This window comes from Corallococcus terminator (genome assembly GCF_049194865.1).
In the GTDB taxonomy this organism is placed as follows: domain Bacteria; phylum Myxococcota; class Myxococcia; order Myxococcales; family Myxococcaceae; genus Myxococcus; species Myxococcus terminator_A.
The window spans coordinates 38,356-61,684 of sequence record NZ_JBLZWL010000052.1 but is presented as its reverse complement, the minus strand read 5'-3'; the positions used below and the strand labels follow the sequence as shown (position 1 = coordinate 61,684).

Genomic DNA, 23,329 nt, shown 5'->3' with positions numbered 1-23,329 from the left:
GGAAGGTAGGGAGCGAGTCATTGCCTCTCAAGGTGTACGCGGAGGAGGTGGGAGTGTTTCAGCGCCTCTCGAGCGGGGCACCTGAGCCCGAGTGAGAGGGCTGCCATACGAGCGAGCGCTGGAGGGCTCGTCTTCTCCGGATGACAGCGGAAGCCTCGGAGCTGGAATTCAGAGTCCTTGCGTGCGTTGGGGATTGCGTCGCAAGGCCCGTCCTCGCCCGCTGGCGCGAGGGCTGAGGCCTTCCACTCAAACAGACGCAGGGTCCGCCGAACAGGGTGGCACCTGCCGCGCCTGGGAGACCGCTCCCGAGCGTGGCGGTGTGCCCCTCGCGCGGAGCCCGCTGGAGGCAACACCGTTTGCGGAAACTCCGAATGGCATTCGCGGTCACGACGTTTTCACTGCTGCTGTCGGCAGGCTGCGGCAGCAAGGGGACGGCGGAAGAGGCGGCACCCGGCGACGGGCCCACAACGCCTGACGAGGGCACCCCTGCCCCCTCCCCTGGAATCGGCGAGCCCGAGCCCACTCCCAACCCCGGCGAGCCCGCGCCCGACCCCGGCACCCCTGCGCCCTCACCCGACCCGGGTCCCGTCGTCCCCATCCCCGACCCGACGGAGCCCGAGCCTCCTCCGCCCCCTCCCGAGCAGGCCGATGTCCTGCCCATCCCCAAGCGGACGCTCACCGCACGCAACCTCAACGAGCTGCGAAGCATGATTGCCGCCGCCATCCCGGGTGACCGCATCGAGCTCGCCGACGGCGCCTACACCAATCAGACGCCCATCGAGGTGTCGGTCCAGGGGACGGAGCAGGACCCCATCGTCATCACCGCGAAGAGCGTGGGCGGGGCGACCCTCAGCGGCGCCTCGGGCTTCCATGTGGAAGACGCCGCCCATGTCATCCTGCGGGGCTTCAAGCTCACCCACGCGGTGGAAGAGGGAGACGTCGCGCTGAGAATCGTCGGCTCGACGCACGTCCGTGTCACCCGGAACGAGCTCGCCATCAAGGACACGACGTCCATCAGCACCTGGATGCGTCTAGAGGGCGCGGGCAGCGGCAACAACCGCATCGACCATAACTACTTCCACGACAAGACGAGCTCCAACGTCTTCCTCGCCGTCTATGGCGATGCGCCGAACGGAAGCACGGGCATGTCGCAGGGCGACCGCATCGACCACAACTACTTCCACAAGCTGACCCTCGACAGCGAGGGTGGCGAGTGCCTGAGGATTGGCGACAGCAAGCGCGGCCCCATCAGCGCGCACACCGTCGTGGAGGCCAACCTCTTCGAGGAGTGCAACGGCGACCCCGAGGTCATCTCCAACAAGAGCTCGGAGAACGTCTTCCGCGGCAACACCCTGCGAAACAACAAGGGCTCGCTGGTGCTGCGCCACGGAAACAAGAACGTGGTGGACGGCAACTTCCTCCTGAACAACGCGGGGGGGGTGCGCATCTACGGGCATGACCACGTCATCACCAACAACTACATCGAGGGCAGCACCGGCACGGGCGCCCAGGGCACCATCGTCCTCAGCAGCGGCTGCACCGAGGAGGACACGGGCCTGGGCACGGACTGCAGCGTGGCCAATCGGGTGACGGTGGCCTTCAACACCCTGGTGGGCAACCGGCCCACGCACCTGGTCATCGGCGCCTCCGACTCGCGCCGCCCCATTCCGGCCAGGGACTTGCGCGTCGAGAACAACCTCCTCGTCGGCGAGCAGGGCGCGTTGGTGGACTTCGAGCGGGCCCCGCAGGGCTTCACGGCCACCGGAAACCTGCTCTGGGGCGCGGCCTCCCCCGGCGACATGCCGTCCGCGGGCTACGTCCGGGTGGACCCCCTGCTGGTGCGCGCGGCGGATGGCCTGCTGCGTCCGTCCACCGCGAGCCCGGTCATCGGCGCGGCGCGCTCCTCCACGGGCGGAGTGAGCCCCGCCACGGACATGGATGGACAGGTGCGCTCCGGCGCGCTGGACGTGGGCGCGGACCAGGCGGCGAGCAGCCCGGCCTCGCGACGTCCCCTCACCGCCGCGGACGTCGGCCCCCGAGCCCCCTAGGGCGAGCCGGTATTCGCGCGCTCACATGATTCGGGTGTGGTGGTGACCGTGACGGCCTCGTCCGTTTCGGCGGGCCGCCACACCCGGATGCGATAGCCGCGGCCCGCGGCACAGGCGTGCACCTCCACCCCGTCCTGCCGAGGCAGGGCGGAGACGTGGGCCGGTGACAGGGCGTTCAAACCACTCGTGAAGAGCGTCCCATAGTGGGCCTGGGCGCCCTCGCGCGGGTAGACGAGCACCGTCGACGCCTTGCGCACCTCGTAGTCCTCCGAGTACCAGCCGTCGTACGGCTTCGTCGCGCCACGCGCCGTGGAGACCGACAGCCCCTCCGGCAGCGCCTGGGTGACCTGGAGGACGCGCTTGCCCGTCGCGTCCGTGACGGAGGCGGAGACGCCCTGCGTGGAGACGGTGAGGTCCGGCTGGAACTGCCAGCGCTGCTCGAAGCGGTGCGAGCCTTCCGAGGTGAGCTGGTCCAACACCAGGACGACGTCCTTCTCCAGCAGCAGGACCGCGCGCCAGTGGCGCACCCCTTCGTACAGCGCATGGAAGCCGGACTGGTAGAGCCACGGGCCTCCTTGCGCGGACAGGCCGGGACTGGCGTCCCCATCGCTCTGGTCCAGTCCGTCCACCGTCACGGTGTTGTGGGCGCGGGTGCTGCGGAAGTAGGCCTCCTCCTCTCCCGGCTCCTCGGTGAACATGCCGGAGTCGGTCAGCAGCGTGCGGCCGGCCGAGTAGAGGACCACGTTGAGGGCGTCCAGGTGGCTGTGGTCCGTGCGGTAGGGCCCCATGTCGAACACCAGGTGCGTCTGTGCCTGGTAGTCCAGGGCGGTGTCGAACGAGGAGCGCAGCACGGCCACGCCGGAGCTCGCGAAGAAGGCGAGCCGCTCGGTGGGGGCGCTGCCACACATGCCCGCCGTCAGCATGTGACCCAGTTCGGGGAAGACCGCGCCCATCCTCGCGAGCAACACCGGTTGGTGCTTGCGCACCAGCAGGCGCTGGCTCGCCCCGAGCATGGGGATGCGCCCGTCGGGCTGCACGACGTAGGAGGCGAAGCGGGCCATCCGCTCCAGCACGGGCCACACCTGAGAGGGCAGCTCCAGGCCGTACGTCTGCGCCCACTGCGCGAGTTGATACACCTGGGTGAAGACGTAGAACTGGTAGTAGGCCGAGTTCTCGATGATGAAGCCATCCGAGCCGATGATGTCCGCGAGCAGCCCCTCGTAGCGGGCGAGCGCCAGCTCACGCCAGCGGGGCGCGTCGTTGAACTGCGGGAAGTTCTCCGAGATGAGCAGCAGCGCCGCCGCTTCGGCGAACCCGTGGTTGAAGCCGGCCTCGAAGTTCTTCGTCTCCGCCAGGAAGCGCGCGTCGTCGAGGATGAGCCACTCGAGCAGCTTCTCGTCCTGCCAGGAGAGGGCGTCCGCGTGCTTGAGCTTCCAGTACGAGTTGACGAGCACCATGGCCCGGTAGGCGGTGCCATGTTTGTCCTGGCTGAAGACGGAGTTCTTCTTGTTGCCGGCGAAGCTCCTGAAGACCTCCATGAGCTTGTCGCGGTAGCGCGCGTCGCCCGTCTCCCGGAAGGCCCACAGCAGGTGGGCCGTGGGCCGCAACCCGTAGAAGACGTAGCGCCAGAACTTCTCGCCGTAGGGGTCCTCCGTCCACGTCAGCGGCGGCGGCAGGTGGATGGGCTCGAACCGGGGCACCGTCCAGGTGTCCTTGAGGAGCAGGTCCGCGCGCTCCAGGTCTCCCTCGTCCAACCACAGGTAGGCCACCTCCTTTCCGAAGACGTGGCCCCGCACCACGCACGCGCTCCCCTGGCAGCCCTTCTGCTGCACCGGGTTCGCGTCCTCGCGCCCGCAGGCGATGTTCAGCACCTGGGCCGAGTCGAGCTCCTTCGACGGCTCTTTCTCATGCCCGCAGTGCGTGAGCAGCCCGAGGAGCAAGGCACCTCCCACGGCTCTCCATCCCAGTCTTCGAGGCATGTCTCATCACTCCGTTGCAAGAAGGCGAACAGTCCAGTCCACGCGAACGTCGCCGGACCTACTCCACACGAATGAAGGCGCCCGCGCGGCCGGGGGCCTTGGGCCCGTCGCCGAGCCCGACCTGCGGGAACAGCGGGGCGCACTCCGGATCGTCGGCGCTGGAGAAGCATCCGGGGACAGGGTCCGTCAGCCCGTCTCCGGAGTTCTCGAAGTCCGTGCTCGCGAAGAGCGCGGCCACGTCGAAGACGACCCGGTTGCGGCCTGGGACGAAGCCCGTGAGGAAGATGGTGCCTTGATTCTCCGCGCGGCAGTCGACGCCGATGTCGGGCGTCCCCGTGCAGCCATCGGCGCGGACGTGGAAGACGTAGGCCCTGTTGCCGCCCGAGCGCACGTCGAGCCGGAGGTACCTGTAGCCGTACGTCCAGCTCCACCACATGCTGGGGTCATCGAGGGGTGCGTCGGCCCACTCCACGTTCCGGTGGTTGAGCTCGCGAGGCACCCCCAGCGTGAACTCCACGCCGGTGTAGTCGTCGAAGTCGGGCGCGACGCCCGTCACCTCGGTGTGGAGCTCCGGGCTGCCCGTGTTGCAGGTGCCGGTACCGTCCTCGAAGTCGAGCTTGGCGACCGTCTTGCGCTGCCAGCGTCCGTCCTGCGCCAGCACCAGGGGGTACTTCTCTCCATTCTTTCGCACCAACGAGATGCCGTGGACATACGCCTTGAAGTCCAGCAACTGGAGGCGGGTCCCCGAGGCACCGACCTTCTCGTAGCTCGCATCACAGCGCAGCGACTCGCCGCGCACCTGGGCGGCGAACTGGACCGAGACCTCACGCTCCCCGATGCAGGCGAGCAGGAGCGAGGGCACCACGAGCACGAGCAGCCGGAGCATCCCCATCCACCCCCACGCGGCCGACAGGCTCCGTCCGTGGGTCCCCATGCGCGCCGAAGACCGTCCCGCCTCCCCGCGCGCTCGCAACCATTCCCCTCCCGGATACATCCCCTCTCCCTTGCCCGTGTCAGCCACGAGGCCCCCTGTGCGCGACGACCACAGCGGGAGCGGGCGGTTGCATGGCGTGCGCCCACCCGCGTGGGCCGCGAAAGGGACGCCTGGCGCGACAGCGCAATTGCCCTGCAGCAGGGTGGCTGCCGTGTCAGCGCGTTCCCATGGCGACGCGCCTTCCCAAGTGAGGCGGGCGGGCTGCCCCCCGATGGGCATTCCCGCTCCTCATCCTCGGGACGCGGCCTCCAGGCCTCCACCGCGCCATCCCGGAGGCTTGGGACGCCTTGCTCCGGGTGGCCCGCATGGGCTCGGCACCCCACGCCGTGGACGGCGTCGCGAGCGGCCTTCGGGAAGGCCCTCACTCAATGAGATACGAGAGGGGTCTCCAGATGGGCTGGATATCTCGCGTCAGGACGCCCACCTCGGGAACCACCAGCTCCTCGGAGTGCACCAGGGTCTCCGACCAGGGATTGCCCAGGGAGTCGTAGCTGGAACGAATGGTGACGACGTACTCCCCAGGCGCGAGTCCTCCCACCGCGAAGGTCCCATCCTCGGAGATCAAGATGACCCGGGCGGAGCCCCGATGGTTTGCCACGGGGACGAGCTTCAAGAGCGCGCCGGTCGCGGGCTTCCCCTCGCGGTCCTTCACGGTGCCCTCCAGCCGCGCGCCCGACGAGAGCCTCAGCTCCAGCGGCTCGTCACCCGAGCCCACCCTCTGCTGAAGCGGCAGGTAGCCGGGATGATGGACGCTCAGGGAAAGCAGGCCCGACTCCACCGGCTCGAGTTCGAAGACACCCGACGGGTTCGTCAACGTGCTCGCCAGCGCGGGAACCCATCGTCCCTCTGCCCCGGGGACGGGGGACGGCGGCGTGAGTCGGACTCTCACCGTGGCACTCCCGACGGGGGCGGAGGTGGTCGCGTCCAGCACCCGCCCGCGCAACCGCCGCCCCGGTCCGAGGATGAGGTCACCCAGGTCCACGTCCTGGCCGGGCACCACCCGAACCTCGCGGACCGTGCGCGAGTGGGCTGGCTCCTCGAGCGTCAGCCACATCAGGTCCGGCTCTTCGATGGGGAACACGAAGGCGCCGTCCTCGGCTCGAAATCCCGAGTCGTTGATGAAGAAGCGGGTGATGGGCGTGCCGTCCGGGCGCCGGAGCCTTCCGCGGAAACTGCCCAGATAGCGCAGCACCACCTTCACGTCCGTCGCGCCAGCGGTGACGACCGTCTCGAAGACAGTCTCGAGCGAGTCCTCTGCCTCGCGCGTGCCCTCGTGCACGACGTAGCCTGGTTTCTCGACGGCGAGGACGCTCTTGCCCGGCAGCAGGTGGGCGACCGTGAAGCGGCCCTCGGAGTCCGTCCTCACGACGGAGTCCCACACCTTGATGCCTCGCTCCTGCTTCTCCAACGCGGCGTAGGTGTCCCGGTGGGAGTGGGCCTTCACCTCGGCGTCGGACAGGGGCCGTCCTGCCGCGTCCACGACGGTGCCGGACACGGAGCGCCCGGTGTCCATCCGCAGGGCCACCGTCGTTTTCTCCTGGGGCCGCACCTGGACGACCTGCGAGGCACGATGAGGGCCTCCGGTGGCGAAGGCCGCCTTGAGCGTGTACCGACCGGGCGTCACGGCGCGCATGCTGAAGCGCCCTTGTTCATCGCTCGCACTGCTCGTATCTGGGGACTGCACTCCGTCCGGGGTCAGCGAGAGCTCCACCTCCTGGAGCGGCTCACCGCTGGCGCTCACCACGGTGCCCACCACCTGCCCGCCCGCGCGCAGCACCAGTCGAAGGTCCTTGGCTGGCGCCTCGACCTCCACACGCGTGAAGACGAAGCCTGCCGCGGCGGCGACCAGGTCATGGAGCCCTCCCTTCGGCAGCTTGAGGATGAAGCGCCCGTCCTCGTCGGTCACCGTCTCGAAGCGGGCCGACTCGTACGTCCCCAGCCGCTGGGTCGTCCCGCCCGCCTGCTCCGCGGCGATCGACTCGTCGGAAGGCCGCGATGGGTCCGTCAGTTTCCAGGGTGGCGTCATCGCGGCCACCTCGGCCTCCGCCAGGGGAGTGCCCGCCTCGTCGACGACAATGCCCTCCAGGAGGACCGCCGGCGCGAGCGTGAAGTCCAGCGTCATACCCTCCCGTGGCACCTCGTGGGACTGGGCCCGGATGTCCAGATAGCCGACGGCGGTCACCGAGAAGATGCGAGGGCCCGGCGCCATCGTCTCGAGCAGGAAGCGCCCATCCGCGTGGGTGACGGCGTGTTCCGAGGTGCCGCCTTCCTCCCACGGCCGCAACCGCACCTCCGCGCTCGCGATGGGCTGGCCTGTCGAAGCGAGCACCCGGCCCACCACCCGGGCGACGGAAGACAGCCCCTGGGGTGCCTGCCGCTCGCCGAGCGTCATCCGGGGCGAGGACGCGCGCACCGAGGGCGCGGCCGGCTCGGGGACAGGAGTCCCGAAGAAGAGGAGCGCGCCCGCGCAGCCGATGGCGAGCACACCGAGGATGACGGCCACCATCGAGGACCGGTGCATGCTCCCCTCCCGAAGCCCGGAGTCGAGGGAGGCCCCCCTTGCTCCGAGGGCTGCTCCCACGACTCCGAAGGTCCGACGTCGAGCCTCTGGACCAGGGACCACGGCGGCGCTGCTGATTCGCGCGCGGCCCAGAGGTCCTTCCCAGCTACTTCTTCTTTTCTTCCTTCTCCTTCTTCTTCTTCTGCTTCTCCTTCGTCGTCAGCTTCGGCTTGTTGTCCTTCTTCGCCTTCTCTTGACCCTTGGGCACGGTGTTGCTCCTTACGCCCGACCACGGCGAACCTCATCCTACCGCAGTTCCAGGCCAGGTCGCCCCTCCTCGTCGGCCCTCACTCCTCGCCGCCCAACCACGCGCGGCCCGGAGACGGTGAGGGTCTGGATGCCGGGCTCGGTCGACGTCGCCCCAGCCCCCAAAAGCCTCGGTGATGCTGACCGCGCCCGAAGGAGACTCGCGCATCACGCGGGTCGATACCGGGGCCCGGTCCGTGGATACGGCCATCGCGGCGGCCTGGGCCGCGCACGACGCCAAGGCCCGCTGGCCACTCAAGCCGGCCCGAAGTGCTGTGATTGCCTGAACACAACACGGGCGCGGTGTTCCTGACCAACTCGTCTCCAAGTGGACCGCAAAGGCGCGGCGACGTGGTTCGACTTCGGCGACTGGAAGAGCGAGGTCGCGTCGCTGATGTTGCGCGATGCGCAACATGAGTACGTATTCGTCACAGCGGAGCAAGGCATTCCAGCCCGCACGGGAATACAGACACCCCGCACCCTGGCCCGCACCGCCCTCTATTCACAAGGCGCCTTGCCATTCGAGGAATGTTCAACAACTCTAAAGGGTACCCAACCCAGACAGGCACACCAGTCCCCCGCCGCGCGGGGGATCGAACTACAAGACAGACTCGCCACACCTACGCCTCATCTGCCCATTGAGAGCCCACAAATGAACAGCACTGCCCAGCAACACTGCAAAACGGTGTCGGAGCGTAAGTGGACCCTGAGCACGTTCATGGAGTTCTATGAGCGCGTACTGGGGCCCAAGCTGTTCAAACCTTATGGTGAGCTCCTCGTACGGGAGATCCGAAAGGATATCCGGCCGGAAGCGCCCGTCACGAGCATCCTCGAGGTCGCCTGTGGGACGGGCCGGATCACGACGCATCTCTACGAAGACCTGGCCAAGCCGCTGAACCTGCGACTGGTCGCGACGGACCTCTCCAAGATAGCCATCGACGTGTGCAAGACCGTGGTGGGCGACGAGCTCAAGCAGAACGTCGAGTTCCACGCCGACGTCGACATGGCGGACCTGCCGTTTGGCAACGACAGCTTCGACATCATCGTCTGTGGATTTGGCCTGATGTTCCCACCTGACAAGACCAAGGTGGCGAGAGAGTTCAAGAGGGTGCTCCGTCCAGGAGGGAAGATCTACGGCACGGTCTTCCACTACAACGAACTGTTCGGCCTGACGCGGGAGCAGTCCCAGAAGCTGTTTGGCGCTCCCTCGGCCATCTTGGACAGGGCGCTCAGCCTGAGTGATCATACGGCCATCACGAACGCATTCTCCCTGGAGGGGCTCGCCAGGGGCGTCCCCGAGGTTGCGACCTCGTGTCCCTTGTCGTTCTTCCTGGACGAGGAGGACACGCGAGAATTCATCTTCAACACCTGTATCCTGCTGGAAGAGTTCAACCAATGTGACACCCTCACCCGGGAGGCGTATCTCGATACGATTCTCCGGGAGCTTCGTTCGCGGGTTCCTGACCAGAACTACCAGGTCAAGGCCTGGCTCCTGCGCGGTGCGGTCGACCAGACCTGCAAGGAGACCGTCGCCGTCGGCGCCCTGCCGGACTTCGATGGACTGGATTCGTTTCGCAAGATGGCGCCAGAACTCGTCGAGAGTCGAGGTGATCGGTTGCTCCCGCGCGTGGAGGCGCAGTCCCGGCGGGACTATCAAGCCATGAAGTCGGCCTTCCTGGCCGCTCATCCTGCGTATCCCGATGACGAAGTCGAAGCGCTGAGACGCAATGAGTTCTCACGCCTGGACGCGCAGATGGAGACCTATCTGGATCATGTGGGCGGTGCGCTCCCGCCTGAGAGCCTCATTGAGTATGACTATCAGGTCCTGAAGCATACAATCCTTGGCAATCCGCACACCGGCTCGAAGACCACCGAAGCGGCGTACGAGAAGGCCCGAGCGGAGATCTACCGGTTCTTCCGCTGTTCGCCGGAGGAGTACGAGATCGTCTTCACCCCGAACGCCAGCGGCGCCATCAGGCTGGTGGCAGAGTCGTTCCCCTTCGAGAACGGCTCGGAGTTCCTCCTCGCCAAGGACAACCACACTTCAATCCACGGCATCAGGGAGTACGCCAGGTCCAAGGGCGCCTCGGTCAAGTACGTGCCCCTGAACAAAGACCTGCTGCTCATCGAGAGCTCGCTGCAGCGCTCGCTCGAGAAGCTCGACCGCGGCCACACCCACCTCTTCGCGTTTCCCGCCCAGTCCAACGCAACAGGCGCGAAGCATGATTTGAAGTGGATCAAGATCGCTCAAGCGCATGGAGCCATGGTCCTGTGCGACGCGGCGGCGTTCGTCCCCCTGTCGGAGTTCGATTTCGACGCATATCAACCGGACTTCGTCCCCGTATCGCTCTACAAGATATTTGGCTATCCGACCGGGGCCGGCTGTCTCATCGCGAAGAGGTCTTCTCTTCGCAAGCTGACCCCGCCGTCCTTCGCCGGTGGAGCGGTGTGTTACTACTCCGGACCATGGTCTCCCACGGACCGGCTGTTGCACCATGACCAGGGGAGGCAATTCGAGGTCGGCACCCCCAATTACGCAGCCTTCCACGCCATCGCCTATGGCTTCGAGTTCATCTCCAGGATTGGAGTCAACAACCTCGGCGATCGAGCGAATGCGCTGGCCCGCTGGCTCGAGACGCAGCTGCAGTCGCTCCAGCACGAAATCAAGGCCAAGGGCCCCCTCTGTCGAGTCTATGGCCCCGCGCCGGAAGACAAGGGCGCGACGGTCATGTTGAACTTGTTCGACTGCTACAACGCGGTCTTCCCGCATGCCCAGGTCAAGCGAGCCGCCGAGTCCTTCGGCATCAGCATTCGCAATGGCTGCTTCTGCAATCTGGGGGCAGTGCAGCATGCGACCTACACGACGGCCGGCGCGGAGCACTGCGAGCTCGACAAGACGCAGAAGATCTTCGACTGCAAGACCTTCGACGAGGAGATCCTCAACAAGGGGCTCTGCGGAGCGGTCCGTGTTTCGTTCGGCCTCGGTTCGAATTTCCGGGACGCGTATCGCTTCTATCTGTTCGCGAAGTCCTTGATGAACACCGAGACGTCGAGGCTGGAGGACTATCTGTCCGCGGCCTCTTGAACCTGCTCCCACCGCTCCGTGAACCGCGCGGGTTCACGGAGCGCCTGGATGCCTTCGGGCAATTGGAGGCTCGCCCATGGGCGTCGGGCGTCTCCGACGGCACTCAGCCCTCGACGGCCTCGCGCTGCCGAGCCTCGTCGCAGACTGGAGCGGTCTCCTCCTCGCCCCAGGCGTCCTGTCGCGACACGGAGCTCATGAGCTCTTCGGCCTCGTCGACCTCTTCGCAGTAGCCAGCGCGGCGGCAGGTCGAGAGGAAAACTCCAATGGAGCAAGCCTCGCGACAGCTGTCCGGCTCGAAGCAGATCTCAGCACAGGGTGGCGGCAGGGCCACGGCCGCCGCGGGGACCAGGGTGACGGTAGCGGTGAGCGTCAGCAGGGCATTCCTCAGCGTTTTCATCGGAGCTCCTTTTGCGAGGGGAACCACGCCCCGACCCTGGGGCGCACACAGGCTTTAGATGGACGTCCCGCACGACAGCAATTGCGATTTTCCACGCACTGTCCCCCATCGGTCAATCACAGTCCCTGACGCGCGGGTGTCCGACACGGGCGGCTCCGCGCCTCGGTGACTCCTCAAGCGCAGGTGAGCAGGGCACGCCAACCCTCGGAGCGCCGCAGCATCATCTCAGGCATCTACGACCCGGCATGGTTGCTGGAAATCGAGGCCGTGGCCGCGCGACCCCTCGACTCGAAGGACGTGGCGCAATGAGGCCCCTCGCGCTGCTGTCGCGGCCTTCGCGAGCCCCTGCGGCGAAGGCAGCAGCGAAGCAGAATGGAAGGCGTGCGGTGTCCGCCCTTCCCTCCCCCATCCTGTTCGTGGAGATTGACTGCATCAAGTATGCGCCCTGAGTCAATGACGACAGGAGCGGCATGCGCCTTGGACATCCCTCTCCATGGGTATGGTCTGACTCGATGTCGAGCGGCCAGACTCGCGTTACGCTGGCGGGAACCTCCAGGTCATGCTCACAATCCCTTTCCTGACACAACTCGACTCACGCGCGGCCATCAAGGGCTCACGAGACCCGCTCGGAGTCCAGGCCATCTGGTCTCGTCTCGGACGTCACGTCGTCGCCAACCTGACGACAGTGAGCAACTCGGTGAGAGACTTCACGGTGCTTCTACTCGGGCACTATTTCGCCGAGCGGGTTTCCGACGAGGGCGGCACCGAAGGCAACCTCGCAACGTTCCTGAAGTGGGAACAGCTCGCGGCGTATGCACGCACTCACGTCAACGGAGATCATGGTTATCGAGGCACCGAGCGAGTGGCGAAGCGCCTGGCGGATGGTGACCGCATCCGCCTGGGCATCGACGCAGCGGCTCAGATTCTCAGCAACCAAAAAATCTACGGTCTCTGGGGCCTCTACACGGTGCCAGCCAGGGCCTCCGGCCTCGTCCAGGGGGACCCGACACGGCTCTCGGAGGAGACCCGCATCACGGTGGAGAAACACCTGCTACCACAGCTCGAACAGCAGGGTGCTCGCACGGCGCGTGGCATCATTGACCGCCTGCGGGCCAAGGACCACCCCCTCGACCTTCGCGACAACTCACGTGACGCCGCCGTCATCAGGGGCGTCGCCGGAATCCTGAACAAGGTCCGCGCTGGCGAACGAGCGCTCTACCGGGAGCACCTCCTCCACGGTGGTCCGGCGGACCTCGAACCCACGCGCGGGACCCAGGGCAAGCAAAGACTGTTCGCCGAGTTGCTTACGGAGACACTGGACGAGGAGGACTGGACCCTCACGCCAAGGAGCCTCGAGAAACTGGCACACCGTGCGGAGAAGCGCGGGGAGCTGGGGAGCCAGCTGGCACATCGCCTTGAGAGGATTCGCATCGCGGAGCTGCTCATCGCCCCGGCGGTGGCCTTCTTCGAGCACGTGATGGGATGTAATGGCCAGTCCCCTTCCACCATCGCGAAAGGCGTCCGCCAGCACTGGGGAACGGCCCCCCGTGGCACGATTGACCTCAGAGCGACACAAGCGCTGGAGCCCGAGCTGCGCGCAAGAAGCGACGAAACAAACTCTGGAGCGCGCTGGCTTCAGCTCGCGGAGGCTTTTCATGGGGGCCACTATGAGGAGGCCATCCACTTGGTCCTCGCGCAGAACGAGGCCGTGATGAATGCACGCTCGGCGGCGGCGTGGGTCACCCTTCAGGACGGAAAGCTGCACGTGCGCTTCCGCGATGAACAACTGAGCCGACTTCCTCCCGCGAAGGCACTGCCAATCTACTGGCGGCATGCCTACTTCATCGAATCGCTGAGAATCGTCGCAGCCGACCTTCGAGGCACGCGATGAGCGAGATTCCCCGCGCGGTCCTGTCCGAGCACTTCCAAGAGCGCATGAAGGAGCGCCGGCTCGTCTCCGCAATCTTCACGACCTTCCGCTTCGAGCCAGGATTCTTCGAGTCCGAGGTCCTGCCCGTCTTCTTCGACATTCCCCTCAGCCATGCCCCGGCCATCAAGCTCGTCCAGTTGGAGGAAGCACTGCGTGCGCTGCCGGGGAGCATCACGGTCTACTACGACCAGCACGGGCTGGTACCCGAGGGTGGCGCCGCGAAGCTCGACACCCGCCGCATCCCGATTCGGCACGCCACAGGTATCTTCCATCCCAAGAATGTCCTGGTGCTCGTCGAGGACGCCAAGCCCGCAGAGGACGGGAAGCGGGACCGAGCCCTGCTCTGCGCGTGCGCATCCGCCAATCTCACACGAGCCGGCTGGTGGGAGAACGTCGAGGTCGCCCACGTGGAGGAGATTGGCGAAGGAGCGCATACGTCCCTGCGCGACGCCCTCCTGCGATACCTCGATGCCCTCGTCGGCGCCGCCGAAGGCCGGCGCGCGAACGACGAGCTTCGGGCCCACCACGGCGCCGCGCGCGACATCCGTGCGTTCCTGCGCGGCACGACCCAGCGCGAGAATCGCTCCGTGGACGGCAAGCTGCTTTCCCAGTTCCACGACGGCGAAGCATCCCTGCCGGACTTTCTTGAAGAGGCCTCGGGCAAGGCCCTGCACGGTCTCTGCCTCGAGGTGATTTCCCCCTACTTTGACGGGGGCGGCACGTCGGCCCCGCTCACGGAGCTGCTCGAACGCTTCCAAATCCAGGAAGCGCGTGTATTTCTTCCCCGGAACGACAAAGGTGAGGCCCTGTGCTCCGAAGAGTTGTTCGCCTGGATGCAAGCCCAGCCCGGAGTGGCCTGGGGGGCCCTGCCAGGGGAGCTGCTCCGACTGGGCAGGGCCGAAGACTCCAAACACCGCACGGTCCACGCCAAGGTCTATCGGTTCTTCCAGAACAAACGAGGCGGACGGGAGATTCTTTTCGTAGGTTCCGCCAACCTGACGACGGCTGGCTGTCGCGTTGCGGGCCGGGGAGGAAATTGGGAGACAGGGTTTCTCGTCGAGGCGACGTCAGGCGCGCGACCAGACTGGTGGATGGGGGCCGAGACACGACGACCTCTCGCCTTCCTGCCCCGTGAAGAGACCGAAGGCTCCGCGACGGACGGCGGCACGCGGCTCATGCTTCGATTCCGCTGGGATACCCATACGGGCAGCGCTTTCTGGGATGACTCCACCACCGCTCCTCCTCTACTCGCGAGGCATGGCGGCATCACCGTGCTGGAAATTTCGGACCTCTCGCCACGAACGTGGGTGCCACTCAACGCGGAGCAATGCCAGCGACTCGAAACCACCCTCCACGCCACCTCACTCCTGGAGATCGTTGGCCCGGACTCCAAACCCGGGTTCCTCCTGGTTCAGGAGGAGGGTATGTTTGCTCGTCCCTCCGTGCTGCTCGACCTGAGCGCCGCGGACATCCTGCGATACTGGGCGCTACTCACTGTCGAACAGCGCGCGGCCTTCATCGAGGCACGCGCGAACATCCTGGGCGACGACGACCCCCTGCTCGCGAAGCTGGCGCCACTTCCCTTCGAGACGACACTGTTCGACCGCTTCGCGGGCATCTTCCACGCCTTCGAAAGCCTCGACCAACACGTTCGCCAGGCACTCGCGGACGCCAGGACTCGCGAAGCCGACTACCGTCTGTTCGGCAAGAAGTACGACTCTCTGGGCAGCCTGTTGGAGCGGGTGCTGAAGGATGCCCATTCGGGCAACGGAGAGCGCGTCGAGCACTACGTCGTCACGCTCTGCGCGAAGCAACTCCTACGCGAGATCGGTCGGGCGTATCCCGACTATTGGGCAGATCATCGCGAGGACGTCAGACGGATTGAGACACACCTCGGCGACGCTGCTTCATTACGTGATGCTCTTGCCACCGGGCATTCGGAGATGCCGGCCTTCCTCGACTGGTTCGAGCGGTGGTTCCTCCAGCGGGCAGAAGCCCTTCCCGAGAAGGAGCAGCCATGATTGACCTCGACACCGCCCGGGCACTGCTCGATTTCGGCAAGCGGATGGGAGCCGGACACCGCGCAGAAGAACAACTCCGCGGGGCCGTGGCCATTCACAACATCCTCCGCAAGCACCGCATCGCCTATCTCGCCGACGAGGTGGGGATGGGCAAGACGTACGTCGCCCTGGGGGCCCTCGCGCTGTTCCGACACTTCGACCCCAGCTTCCGGGTGCTGGTCATCACTCCTCGCGAGAATATCCAGCGCAAGTGGCAGAAGGAACTGACGAACTTCGCCGCCCACAATGTGCGGTTCGATGACCTCCGGATGCGCGCACTCGACGGCCGGCCCGCGCGGCCACTCGTGTCCTGCGGCAACCTGCTCGAACTGGTTCACGAGACGAGCATCGACCCCAATCGAGATTTCTTCGTCCGGATGTCCAGCTTCAGCCTTGCCTTGGGAAATACAGGCGAAGGCTGGATGGGGCTTCGCGATGGGCTGCGGCGCCACCTGCCCTGGCTCGGCGAAGAGGCGTTCGACCTGCGCAACAAGAAAGAGGTCTTCAAGCGGAACTTCGCGAGGGCCCTGTGCTGCGCGCTGCCGAAGTTCGACCTCGTCATCGTCGACGAGGCGCACAACCTCAAGCATGGCTTCAGCACCTCGGGCTCCTCTCGCAACCAGGTCATGGCCGAAGCCTTCGGTCGACACTCCCCAGAGGATACCCCCGACCCTCGCCTCTTCCCGGGTTACGGCTCACGCGCAGGGCATGTGCTCTTCCTGTCAGCCACTCCCTTGGAGGAGACGTACAAGCACGTCTGGAACCAGCTCGACCTGTTTGGGCTCGCGGGAGGATTCCGCGAGCTACGCGACGACACGATCCCGGAAGAGCGAAAGAAGGAGGTCGCGGCCCACTTCCTGGTACGGCGTGTAACGTCGATTCAAATCGCGGGGAAGGAGCACACGAAGAACATGTATCGGCGCGAATGGCGGTCCGGAGGTGTTCGTCAACACGACGAGCCCATTACCGTGTCCGACGACCGGCAGCGGCTGATCGTGGCTCTCGTACAGAAAAAGGTGAGTGAGCTGCTGAGCGGCAAGCAGTTCAATCGCTCATTCCAGATCGGCATGCTCGCTTCATTCGAGAGTTTCCTGGAAACCGCCCAACTGAAGCGCGACGACAACGAAGCGAGCGTCTTCGACGATGCGGAGCAGTCAGACCAGACAATCGAGCGCGAGGGAATCGACGTCCACGACCTGAACCGACTCGCGCGAAGCTACCGGTCGAAGTTCGGGCGAGAAATGCCCCATCCCAAGATGGACACCGTCGTCGACAGCCTCGCCTCCTCCTGGGTGACGGGAAAGAAGGCGCTCGTGTTTGTCCGGCGCGTCGCGTCGGTGAAAGAGCTGAAGCGCAAGCTCGACGAGCGGTATGACGATTGGCTGATTCCCCACCTGCGTGAGCGAATACCCGACGCGCTGCGAGCCCCCTTCGATGACGTCGTCGCCCTGTACCGGAATGAGAAGGGAGCGGCGGAGTGGATACAACGAGGGTCCGTCCCCACTCCGCTCGACGTCGTCGGGACCGATATAGAAGTGGATGACCGAGGAGGCACCGACACCTTCTTCGCCTGGTTTTTCCGGGGGGATGGACCCAAGGGTGTCCTCAGTGGAGCGAACATCCAGTCTCGCTTCATCAAGGGCAGTGGCGCCTATTCGACCTTCTTCGCCGACAACCATGTAATGGCGCTGTTGGGCACGGAGTCTGGAAACGTATTGGCCTCGCTCGCCGCGACCCTCCATCTCTCCGTCGCGGAGACCAGCGACAAGCTTCGCCAACGCGCCGCGAGGTATTTGAGCCGCAGAGCCAAGGTCGTCACGCGAGCCAGCCGCATGGAGGCGGCACAGGCTGCCGCGCTCGAACTACTCCGCGACAGTGGAACGGGAATGCTTGCCATTCACGCGGGCGTCATCTGGGAGGAACGGTTCATGGCCTCGGTGTCTCGCGAACCCGCCGCCGAGGCCCCACTGGAGCTTTCCTCCGCACTGGAGCGCACCACGTTTTTCAGCGAATTGCGCCGTCCTGAGCGGGCCGGGCTTCGGGCACGGATTTGGCCTCAAGCCCCTCTCCTCGCGGAATCAGCCGAGGCATTCCGAAGCCAGTTCCGGGGACAGGTACTGCGCGCCGAGCTGCTAGCCGTCGCGGCGCGGCTTGGACATGCGTTCATCGACCTCTACGTCGCGTCGATGGCGGGGCGCACCATCCTGACAATCAGGCGTGGCGCCGCCGCCGAATCCGACGACCGCGAGATGGAGGCAGGAGGCGAGCGACTTCTCCGCGAGTACATGGACCTCCTCGAAGCCCAGCTTCGCACGCCGCAGCCACGCCCCTGGGGAGCTGTCGACGAGCTGACCGAAATCGCCGAGAACCTCGACCTGATTCTCGATGTGAACGCTCCGGATGCTCGGACCGCACCGCTCAGTGAGTCCGCGCGTTATTTGGCGAGCCTGTTGCGCCAGCAACAACCCACCGGAGGTATGGCAGGACAGGTCAACCAGACACTGGTTCGCCAGTTCCGGATGCCGGGCTACCCATTCGTCCTCGTCACCACCGACCTGCTGCAGGAAGGTGAGGACCTGCATACCTTCTGTTCCTCCATTCACCACTACGGCATCTCCTGGACACCCTCGGCGATGGAACAGCGCGTCGGCCGTATCGACCGGGTCCGCTCCCAGTCAGACCGCAGGCTTTCCTCGTTCAGTGGCGAGCCAGGGGGTGAGGATTGGCTCCAGGTCTTCATCCCCCATCTCCAGGACACAGTGGAAGTACTCCAAGTGCAGCGGGTGTTGGATCGAATGAGCACCTTCCTCCGATTGATGCATGAAGGATTGAGCGTCCCCTTGCTGGAGCAGCGTCGCATCGATCTGCAACGGGAGATGGTGGCAGCACGAAAACAGGTCGACCGGTTCATCGGCCCGCTCAAAAGCGCATTTCCAGTCCCGGAATGGGCCACCCGGGGCACCAAGACGGCCCTGGCGGTCGAGGACTCCTTCGGAGCCCGGGTGAGGGAGCGGTTCGAGCAACTGAGGCACAGCTCGGCCCTGGGTCCGCACATCGACTGGGCACCGCACCCGCCCAAGGGTGCACTCCTTGGAACAGTGACGCTCCCGAACAATCGCATCCAGCCCTTCACGCTGGTGCTCAGATCCGAGCAGGGTCACCCCGTGGTCCGATGCATCAGCCCCATTGGTCGCACCGCGCCGGATGAGGATCCCGAGCCCATCGCCACACGGGGCGCGCGCGTGCCATCTCGCATCGGCGCGATTCTAACGAAGGAAGAGCGCCTCTATGACCTGACCATAGAGGATGACGTGGTGCTAGGCTCCCATGTGCATGACACAATCCGCGTTCGACTCCTCGTGCGACGGGTGACCGAGCAGGCCGACCGGATGGAGCAGGAACACTTCGACGATGGACGCGATGCACGGCTTGATGCCTTCGAGGCCGACCTCCGAGACGAGGGCGGCGATGGGCTCTGATTGGCGCACACTCTGTCGCGGCTCACGCGTCACCATCGACGGGGACGACGTCATCGTCCGCTTCGAGAACGAGCGCAGCCACCGCGTCCGCATCCATGAGACGGAAGACGTCTTCGAGTTCCACGCCGTCGTCGCTCGCGCGGCGACGGTCCGGGACGTCCAGGACCTCCCGCTCCGCCTCTGGCGCTACAATCGCGCCGCCCAGCTCGTCGGATTCCGGCTCGACACACGGGGCCGAGTCTACGCGGAAGGTTGGATTCCCAAGGCCGGCCTCACCGCCGAAGAATTCCAGCTCGTCCTGCGTCATGTCGCAGCCGAAAGTGACCGACTGGAGTATCTGTTGACGGGCAGGGATACAGAGTAGTCGCGACACCACCTCGCTGAACTCCGCCCGGCACGGCCATGCCTCGCGAGTGAGCTCGCTCGTGCGCGGCACACTTCTGGGAGAGTGACTTGACACGGGGGACCGCTCTCTCCTGCACTGTCGACGTGGCCGCGCCTCGTGAAGTTCCCATCATCCTGGGTGTCTTCGTCGCGCTCGCGGCGATGATGGCTCACACCCTCGCGGTCCGGCTCGACCAGACCTCCCCCCGTCCCTCGGGTCCTCGGGTCACAGTGCTCGCGCCGAACGCACGCTCCCCTGCCCTCGCGGACTTCATGGTCATGGGGAGCACGGCCGCGGTGGGACTCATGGCCGTCGCGACCCAGGTGCGCTCGCGTCGCGCGAGGCTGCTTGTACTCAGGGCAGAGGAGGACTCGCGAATGGGGCACTCCCAGCCGCGCGGGTTGGCCCCGTCAGAGCGCGGGCTGCTGGCGTGGCGCACGGGGCTCGTGCTGGTGGAGTGGGCTTGCTACGCGGCCCTCTCCTTCGGGTTCATGTTGCACAGGCCACCCGACGAGTGGCCCCGCTTCCTCGTGCCTTGTGTGCTGCTCCTGCTCCCCGCACGCGTCTATGTGCGGTACAGGGAGGGCGAGGCTGTCTGGGCACCGTGGCTGCTGGGCCTGTCGGTGGTCGTCCTGGGCATGACGCGTGAGCCCCCATTGACCTGGGGCCTGCTGCTCATCGCGGGCGTCTGCCATGTCTGTGTCCTCCGGCAGGAGCACGCCCGACGCGTGAAGCAACAGCGCGAGCCCCTGGGCAACGCAGGTGACACCGCGCCTCGGTGACCTCTGGAGCGACCGACGGAGCGCAGGAGTCGAAGTCGCCCCGGGAGGCACCGGAATGAAGCCGTCCCGAATGACACACGCACAATCGGTATGACCCATTCTTGACACTCGAAGTCGGGTGGTGCTGACTGATTCGGCGCACCGCACGCCAGGCACGTCATGCATGGAGAGGGTCAAGGAATGAAACTGTTCGGAGTGGTGTCTCCGTTAGTGCTGGTCGTGTTCGCCATTGGCTGTGGCGGACCCCTGACGCCGGAGGAGGCTGGCGCACAAGTCGAGGCGCCCGCCGAAGTGGTGCGAGTGGCGTTGGCCACCCCACCCTGCCAGCTCCTGAGGAACCAGGGGAGCCTCACGGATGGTGAGTACACGGTCACTGTCAGTGGCCGCGCCATGTCCATCTATTGCCACGGCATGTCAGGCACGCCGCGCGAATACCTCACGCTCCGGCGGACCTTGCCAGGCAGCAACGTCTCCCGGGGCGCCAACACGCTCGCGACCACCTTCCAGAGGATCCGCCTCGATACCGAGACGCTGCTCGTCGACGTGAATGACTTCACCTTCGCCACCAGCACCGGCGTGCTCTGGATGGGTGGCAATACCTACTACAGCGCGCTGGGCTATGGCGTCGCGGCCGACTGCCTCGGCGGGAGTTCGATGACAGGCTTCGCCAACGTCGACCTTTCTGGCACGCCCTTCGCGGTCGCCGGCAATCAGTTCGCCACCGCGGGCTTTCAGCCCGCCGGGCAGATTGACGCCTACGGACGGCATCAGAATGTGGACCTCAAGGGCGGCGGCAATTGCGGATGGACCGGGCCCCTTGGATGGAACGGAATGGCCGGGGCCCCACGCCTTCAGCTCGAGTGGATCGGCTTGACCGGCCCCTTCAGCGCCGTCCCGAAGAGCTGCGCCGAGGCGCGCGCGCTCGACCCGACGCAAGGCAATGGGGAGTATCTGCTCCAGGTGAGCGGGCAGCTCGTCGACATCTATTGCCACAACATGGCCACCACCCCAGCCGAATACCTGACGCTGCGGTACGGATGGGGCACCTCCAACTACTCGTCCTATGGCGCGGGGAACACCTCGCCCACCGGGCTCAAGACCTCCTTCTACCGGCTTCGATTCCACCCGGACTCACTTCTGGTCGACTGGAACGACACCACCTTCAGCCTCAGCACGGGTTCGGCTCATATCGGAGGCAGCAGCACCGCCTCCACATCCATGGGCTTCGCGCTCGCGGCCGACTGCAACGGCGAATACAGCCAGGGCGGCATGGCCTCCATCGACCTCACCGGAACCCAGTTCGCGCTCGTCCCGAGTGAAATCGCGGGGCAAGGCTGGCGCTTCAACGGGTCCGTGGACTTCTCCCACGGCGACCAGCGGATCTCCATCCGAGGGGGCGGGTATTGCGGTCACTTCGGCCCCCGTCACCCCACCCAGCTACGGCTCATGCTCGCGACGGTGGTCACCTGCGCGCAGTATCGGGCGATGCTTCCCGGGGCCGAGGACGGCGTGTACACGCTCCATGCAAACAATGACAACCACCAGCCCTACTCCGCCTACTGCCTTGGAATGCAGACCCCAGAGCCCAAGGAATACCTGCCCCTCGTCGTTTCGGGGTCCGGCAGCAACTATTCAAGACAGCAGGCAGGGGGCGCCATCGCGGGCACCGACGTGGTCACCACCTTCAGCAAGGTGCGCATCCAGACGCCTCGGCTGACCTATCTGAAGACAGATGACCTCACGTTCGCGAGCTCGACGGGGCAGATCACCACCTGGGGAGTGACGTCGGTTCCCTACGGCTTCGCGGGCGCCTGCATGGGCCCATGGAACGCGGCGGGGACCGGGAACGTCGACTTGAACGGTACGCCGTTCTCCGTCGCGCCGAATGCGTTCGCTGTCAGGGGCTGGCAGGCCGGCGGCTCCGCGACCTACAGCAGCGACAGCAAGAGGGTAGACCTCACCGGCGGCGGCTGGTGCGGAGATATCTGGGCGGTGAATGGCCTCTTGCCGCTCACCTACGTCGGGCTGTAGCGCCTCTCGGGTGCGCCCCCGGGGTTCAGGCGGCAATCGCCGCTGCCGCCTGAACCCTTCAAGACCTCCAGGTCGAGGTCCTGGTCGTCAGCTTCAGGGACAGAGCAGCTCGACGGACTTGATGCGCATCACGCCATCGACGCTCGGGTCGTTGGTCTGGTCGCCGATGGCGATGCCGCCGGTCGTCGTGAAGTTGTTCCTCGTGAGCTTCGCGACGCCGTCGATGCTCACCGTGGCGACCTTCGCCGCATCCACCGCCAGCTCGTAGACGTGATACCCGCCGCTGATCACCGCGAACGCCGCGGACTGCGTGTCGTCCGCCCAGCCAATCGCCGCGCTGTCGAGGTAGATCATCTGCGCCCGGTCCGTGCTGTTGCCGAACGGCGACGTGAAGCTCCCCAGGATGGCGGCGCCGCTGTCGAGCGAGTTGTGGGGGTTCGCCGACTCGACTTGCAGCGTCACCTCGAGCTTGAAGGGTTTCGTTCCGTCGAACGCATTCGCCCGCGTGAGGAGCAACTGCCCGCTGGTCCTCCCGCCGCTGTTCGTCGACGTCGCGAGGCGCACGTAGTCCGCGCCGTACGTGAGCGTGTTCGGCGCCTGGCTGACCACCGCCCAACCTTGCGCCGCGATGTCTTCACCGCCGACCAGCAGTGGAATGCTCCTGCGGGCCAACCACTGCGTCGTCGACGTCGCCGGCTGGCACGTCTCGCAAGCGTTCGCCGGGTTCGGCGCGCCTTCGTCATGGAGGGTGCCGTCGATGAAGCACTTCGGACCGCACACGCCCGCTGAGCACACCTGCCCCGCGCCGCACTGCGTCCCGTCCGCCCGTTGCGTCCAGGTGGTCGCGGAGACCTCTGGCACGCACTGTTCGCATGAGTTCGCCGCGTTCACTGTCCCGGAGGCCACCTGCTGGCCGCCAATCTGACAGCGCAGGATGCAGGCGCCCCCCTCACAGACCTCGCCGGTCACGCAGGCATTGCCGCAAGCGCCGCAGTGGGCCGGGTCGACCTGGGTGTTCACGCAGGACCCGCCGCACAGCACGACACCACCGCCGTCGCATTGCTCCGGAACGGACGCGTCGGGTGTCTCGACGGACGCGTCGGGTGTCTCGACGGGAGGGGGAGTGGGGTCCTTCCCACAAGCAGCGACGAAGCCGAGCACGACGATGCAGGCAAGAGCACCCGTACGAATCGAAACCATGAAACCCGCCACCTTTCGCGACGACACGCCTGCATGACGTGCGCACATGAATCTGAGGACGTGAAGCATCGAGTTCACGCACGCGGGTGGAGCAAGGTCTTTTCCGAGGGGCGGTTGTCGGGATGACAGGAGCGCCTGTCGAGTCAACAGCAG

At 66.0% G+C, this 23,329-nt stretch carries 14 protein-coding genes; 9 read left to right on the top strand and 5 right to left on the bottom strand.

All coding sequences use genetic code 11. The features are described 5' to 3' along the window. Positions 1-371 precede the first annotated feature (371 nt). Positions 372-2,048, top strand: a complete 1,677-nt coding sequence (locus ACN469_RS17765; protein WP_498769439.1) for a polysaccharide lyase 6 family protein — start codon at positions 372-374, stop codon at positions 2,046-2,048. On the opposite strand, the gene ACN469_RS17760 is transcribed toward ACN469_RS17765, so the two are convergent. The 3 genes from ACN469_RS17760 to ACN469_RS17750 all read right to left on the bottom strand — a co-directional run bounded on the left by ACN469_RS17760 (position 2,045) and on the right by ACN469_RS17750 (position 7,542). Next, on the bottom strand, positions 2,045-4,027 hold the full coding sequence (locus ACN469_RS17760) for a heparinase II/III family protein (RefSeq protein WP_498769437.1): 1,983 nt from the start codon (positions 4,025-4,027) through the stop codon (positions 2,045-2,047). The two genes, ACN469_RS17765 and ACN469_RS17760, sit on opposite strands and share 4 nt — an antisense overlap. Positions 4,028-4,085: 58 nt before the next feature. Next, on the bottom strand, positions 4,086-4,913 hold the full coding sequence (locus ACN469_RS17755) for an MbnP family copper-binding protein (protein WP_498769435.1): 828 nt from the start codon (positions 4,911-4,913) through the stop codon (positions 4,086-4,088). A gap of 469 nt (positions 4,914-5,382) precedes the next feature. Beyond that, positions 5,383-7,542 (bottom strand): carboxypeptidase regulatory-like domain-containing protein, encoded by a 2,160-nt coding sequence (locus tag ACN469_RS17750; RefSeq protein ID WP_498769433.1) that lies wholly within the window; start codon positions 7,540-7,542, stop codon positions 5,383-5,385. A gap of 613 nt (positions 7,543-8,155) precedes the next feature. On the opposite strand from ACN469_RS17750, the gene ACN469_RS17745 reads away from it, so the two are divergent. Further along, positions 8,156-10,912: an aminotransferase class V-fold PLP-dependent enzyme gene (locus ACN469_RS17745; protein WP_498769431.1), complete on the top strand. Its 2,757-nt coding sequence runs from the start codon at positions 8,156-8,158 to the stop codon at positions 10,910-10,912. 103 nt (positions 10,913-11,015) lie between these two features. On the opposite strand, the gene ACN469_RS17740 is transcribed toward ACN469_RS17745, so the two are convergent. Next, positions 11,016-11,309 carry a hypothetical protein gene (locus ACN469_RS17740; protein WP_498769429.1) on the bottom strand — a complete coding sequence of 98 codons (294 nt, stop codon included), beginning with the start codon at positions 11,307-11,309 and terminating at the stop codon, positions 11,016-11,018. Positions 11,310-11,492: 183 nt separating this feature from the next. On the opposite strand from ACN469_RS17740, the gene ACN469_RS17735 reads away from it, so the two are divergent. From ACN469_RS17735 to ACN469_RS17705, 7 genes are all read left to right on the top strand, one after another. Further along, positions 11,493-11,618 carry a hypothetical protein gene (locus ACN469_RS17735; protein ID WP_498769427.1) on the top strand — a complete coding sequence of 42 codons (126 nt, stop codon included), beginning with the start codon at positions 11,493-11,495 and terminating at the stop codon, positions 11,616-11,618. Between the two features lie 250 nt (positions 11,619-11,868). After that, entirely contained in the window at positions 11,869-13,200 is a 1,332-nt protein-coding gene (locus ACN469_RS17730; RefSeq protein ID WP_498769425.1) for a hypothetical protein, read from the top strand. Next, on the top strand, positions 13,197-15,260 hold the full coding sequence (locus tag ACN469_RS17725) for a phospholipase D family protein (protein ID WP_498769423.1): 2,064 nt from the start codon (positions 13,197-13,199) through the stop codon (positions 15,258-15,260). Before ACN469_RS17730 ends, ACN469_RS17725 begins: the two co-directional genes overlap by 4 nt. Further along, entirely contained in the window at positions 15,257-18,778 is a 3,522-nt protein-coding gene (locus tag ACN469_RS17720; protein WP_498769422.1) for a DEAD/DEAH box helicase family protein, read from the top strand. The genes ACN469_RS17725 and ACN469_RS17720 overlap by 4 nt, the downstream gene beginning before the upstream one ends. After that, positions 18,768-19,142 (top strand): hypothetical protein, encoded by a 375-nt coding sequence (locus ACN469_RS17715; protein WP_498769420.1) that lies wholly within the window; start codon positions 18,768-18,770, stop codon positions 19,140-19,142. Before ACN469_RS17720 ends, ACN469_RS17715 begins: the two co-directional genes overlap by 11 nt. Positions 19,143-19,231: 89 nt before the next feature. Beyond that, a complete protein-coding gene (locus tag ACN469_RS17710; protein WP_498769418.1) occupies positions 19,232-19,945 on the top strand; it encodes a hypothetical protein in 714 nt (237 codons plus the stop codon). Positions 19,946-20,125: 180 nt separating this feature from the next. After that, positions 20,126-21,976: a GON domain-containing protein gene (locus ACN469_RS17705; protein ID WP_498769416.1), complete on the top strand. Its 1,851-nt coding sequence runs from the start codon at positions 20,126-20,128 to the stop codon at positions 21,974-21,976. A 93-nt stretch (positions 21,977-22,069) separates the two neighbouring features. On the opposite strand, the gene ACN469_RS17700 is transcribed toward ACN469_RS17705, so the two are convergent. Further along, positions 22,070-23,176: a hypothetical protein gene (locus ACN469_RS17700; RefSeq protein WP_498769414.1), complete on the bottom strand. Its 1,107-nt coding sequence runs from the start codon at positions 23,174-23,176 to the stop codon at positions 22,070-22,072. Positions 23,177-23,329: the final 153 nt, after the last annotated feature.

What these genes read in the sequence shown, in the direction of transcription:
- ACN469_RS17765 (WP_498769439.1), top strand. Translation starts at nt 372, where the DNA reads ATGGCATTCGCGGTCACGACGTTTTCACTGCTGCTGTCGGCAGGCTGC.
- ACN469_RS17760 (WP_498769437.1), bottom strand. Translation starts at nt 4,027, where the DNA reads ATGCCTCGAAGACTGGGATGGAGAGCCGTGGGAGGTGCCTTGCTCCTC.
- ACN469_RS17755 (WP_498769435.1), bottom strand. Translation starts at nt 4,913, where the DNA reads ATGCTCCGGCTGCTCGTGCTCGTGGTGCCCTCGCTCCTGCTCGCCTGC.
- ACN469_RS17750 (WP_498769433.1), bottom strand. Translation starts at nt 7,542, where the DNA reads ATGCACCGGTCCTCGATGGTGGCCGTCATCCTCGGTGTGCTCGCCATC.
- ACN469_RS17740 (WP_498769429.1), bottom strand. Translation starts at nt 11,309, where the DNA reads ATGAAAACGCTGAGGAATGCCCTGCTGACGCTCACCGCTACCGTCACC.
- ACN469_RS17730 (WP_498769425.1), top strand. Translation starts at nt 11,869, where the DNA reads ATGCTCACAATCCCTTTCCTGACACAACTCGACTCACGCGCGGCCATC.
- ACN469_RS17725 (WP_498769423.1), top strand. Translation starts at nt 13,197, where the DNA reads ATGAGCGAGATTCCCCGCGCGGTCCTGTCCGAGCACTTCCAAGAGCGC.
- ACN469_RS17720 (WP_498769422.1), top strand. Translation starts at nt 15,257, where the DNA reads ATGATTGACCTCGACACCGCCCGGGCACTGCTCGATTTCGGCAAGCGG.
- ACN469_RS17715 (WP_498769420.1), top strand. Translation starts at nt 18,768, where the DNA reads ATGGGCTCTGATTGGCGCACACTCTGTCGCGGCTCACGCGTCACCATC.
- ACN469_RS17705 (WP_498769416.1), top strand. Translation starts at nt 20,126, where the DNA reads ATGAAACTGTTCGGAGTGGTGTCTCCGTTAGTGCTGGTCGTGTTCGCC.
- ACN469_RS17700 (WP_498769414.1), bottom strand. Translation starts at nt 23,176, where the DNA reads ATGGTTTCGATTCGTACGGGTGCTCTTGCCTGCATCGTCGTGCTCGGC.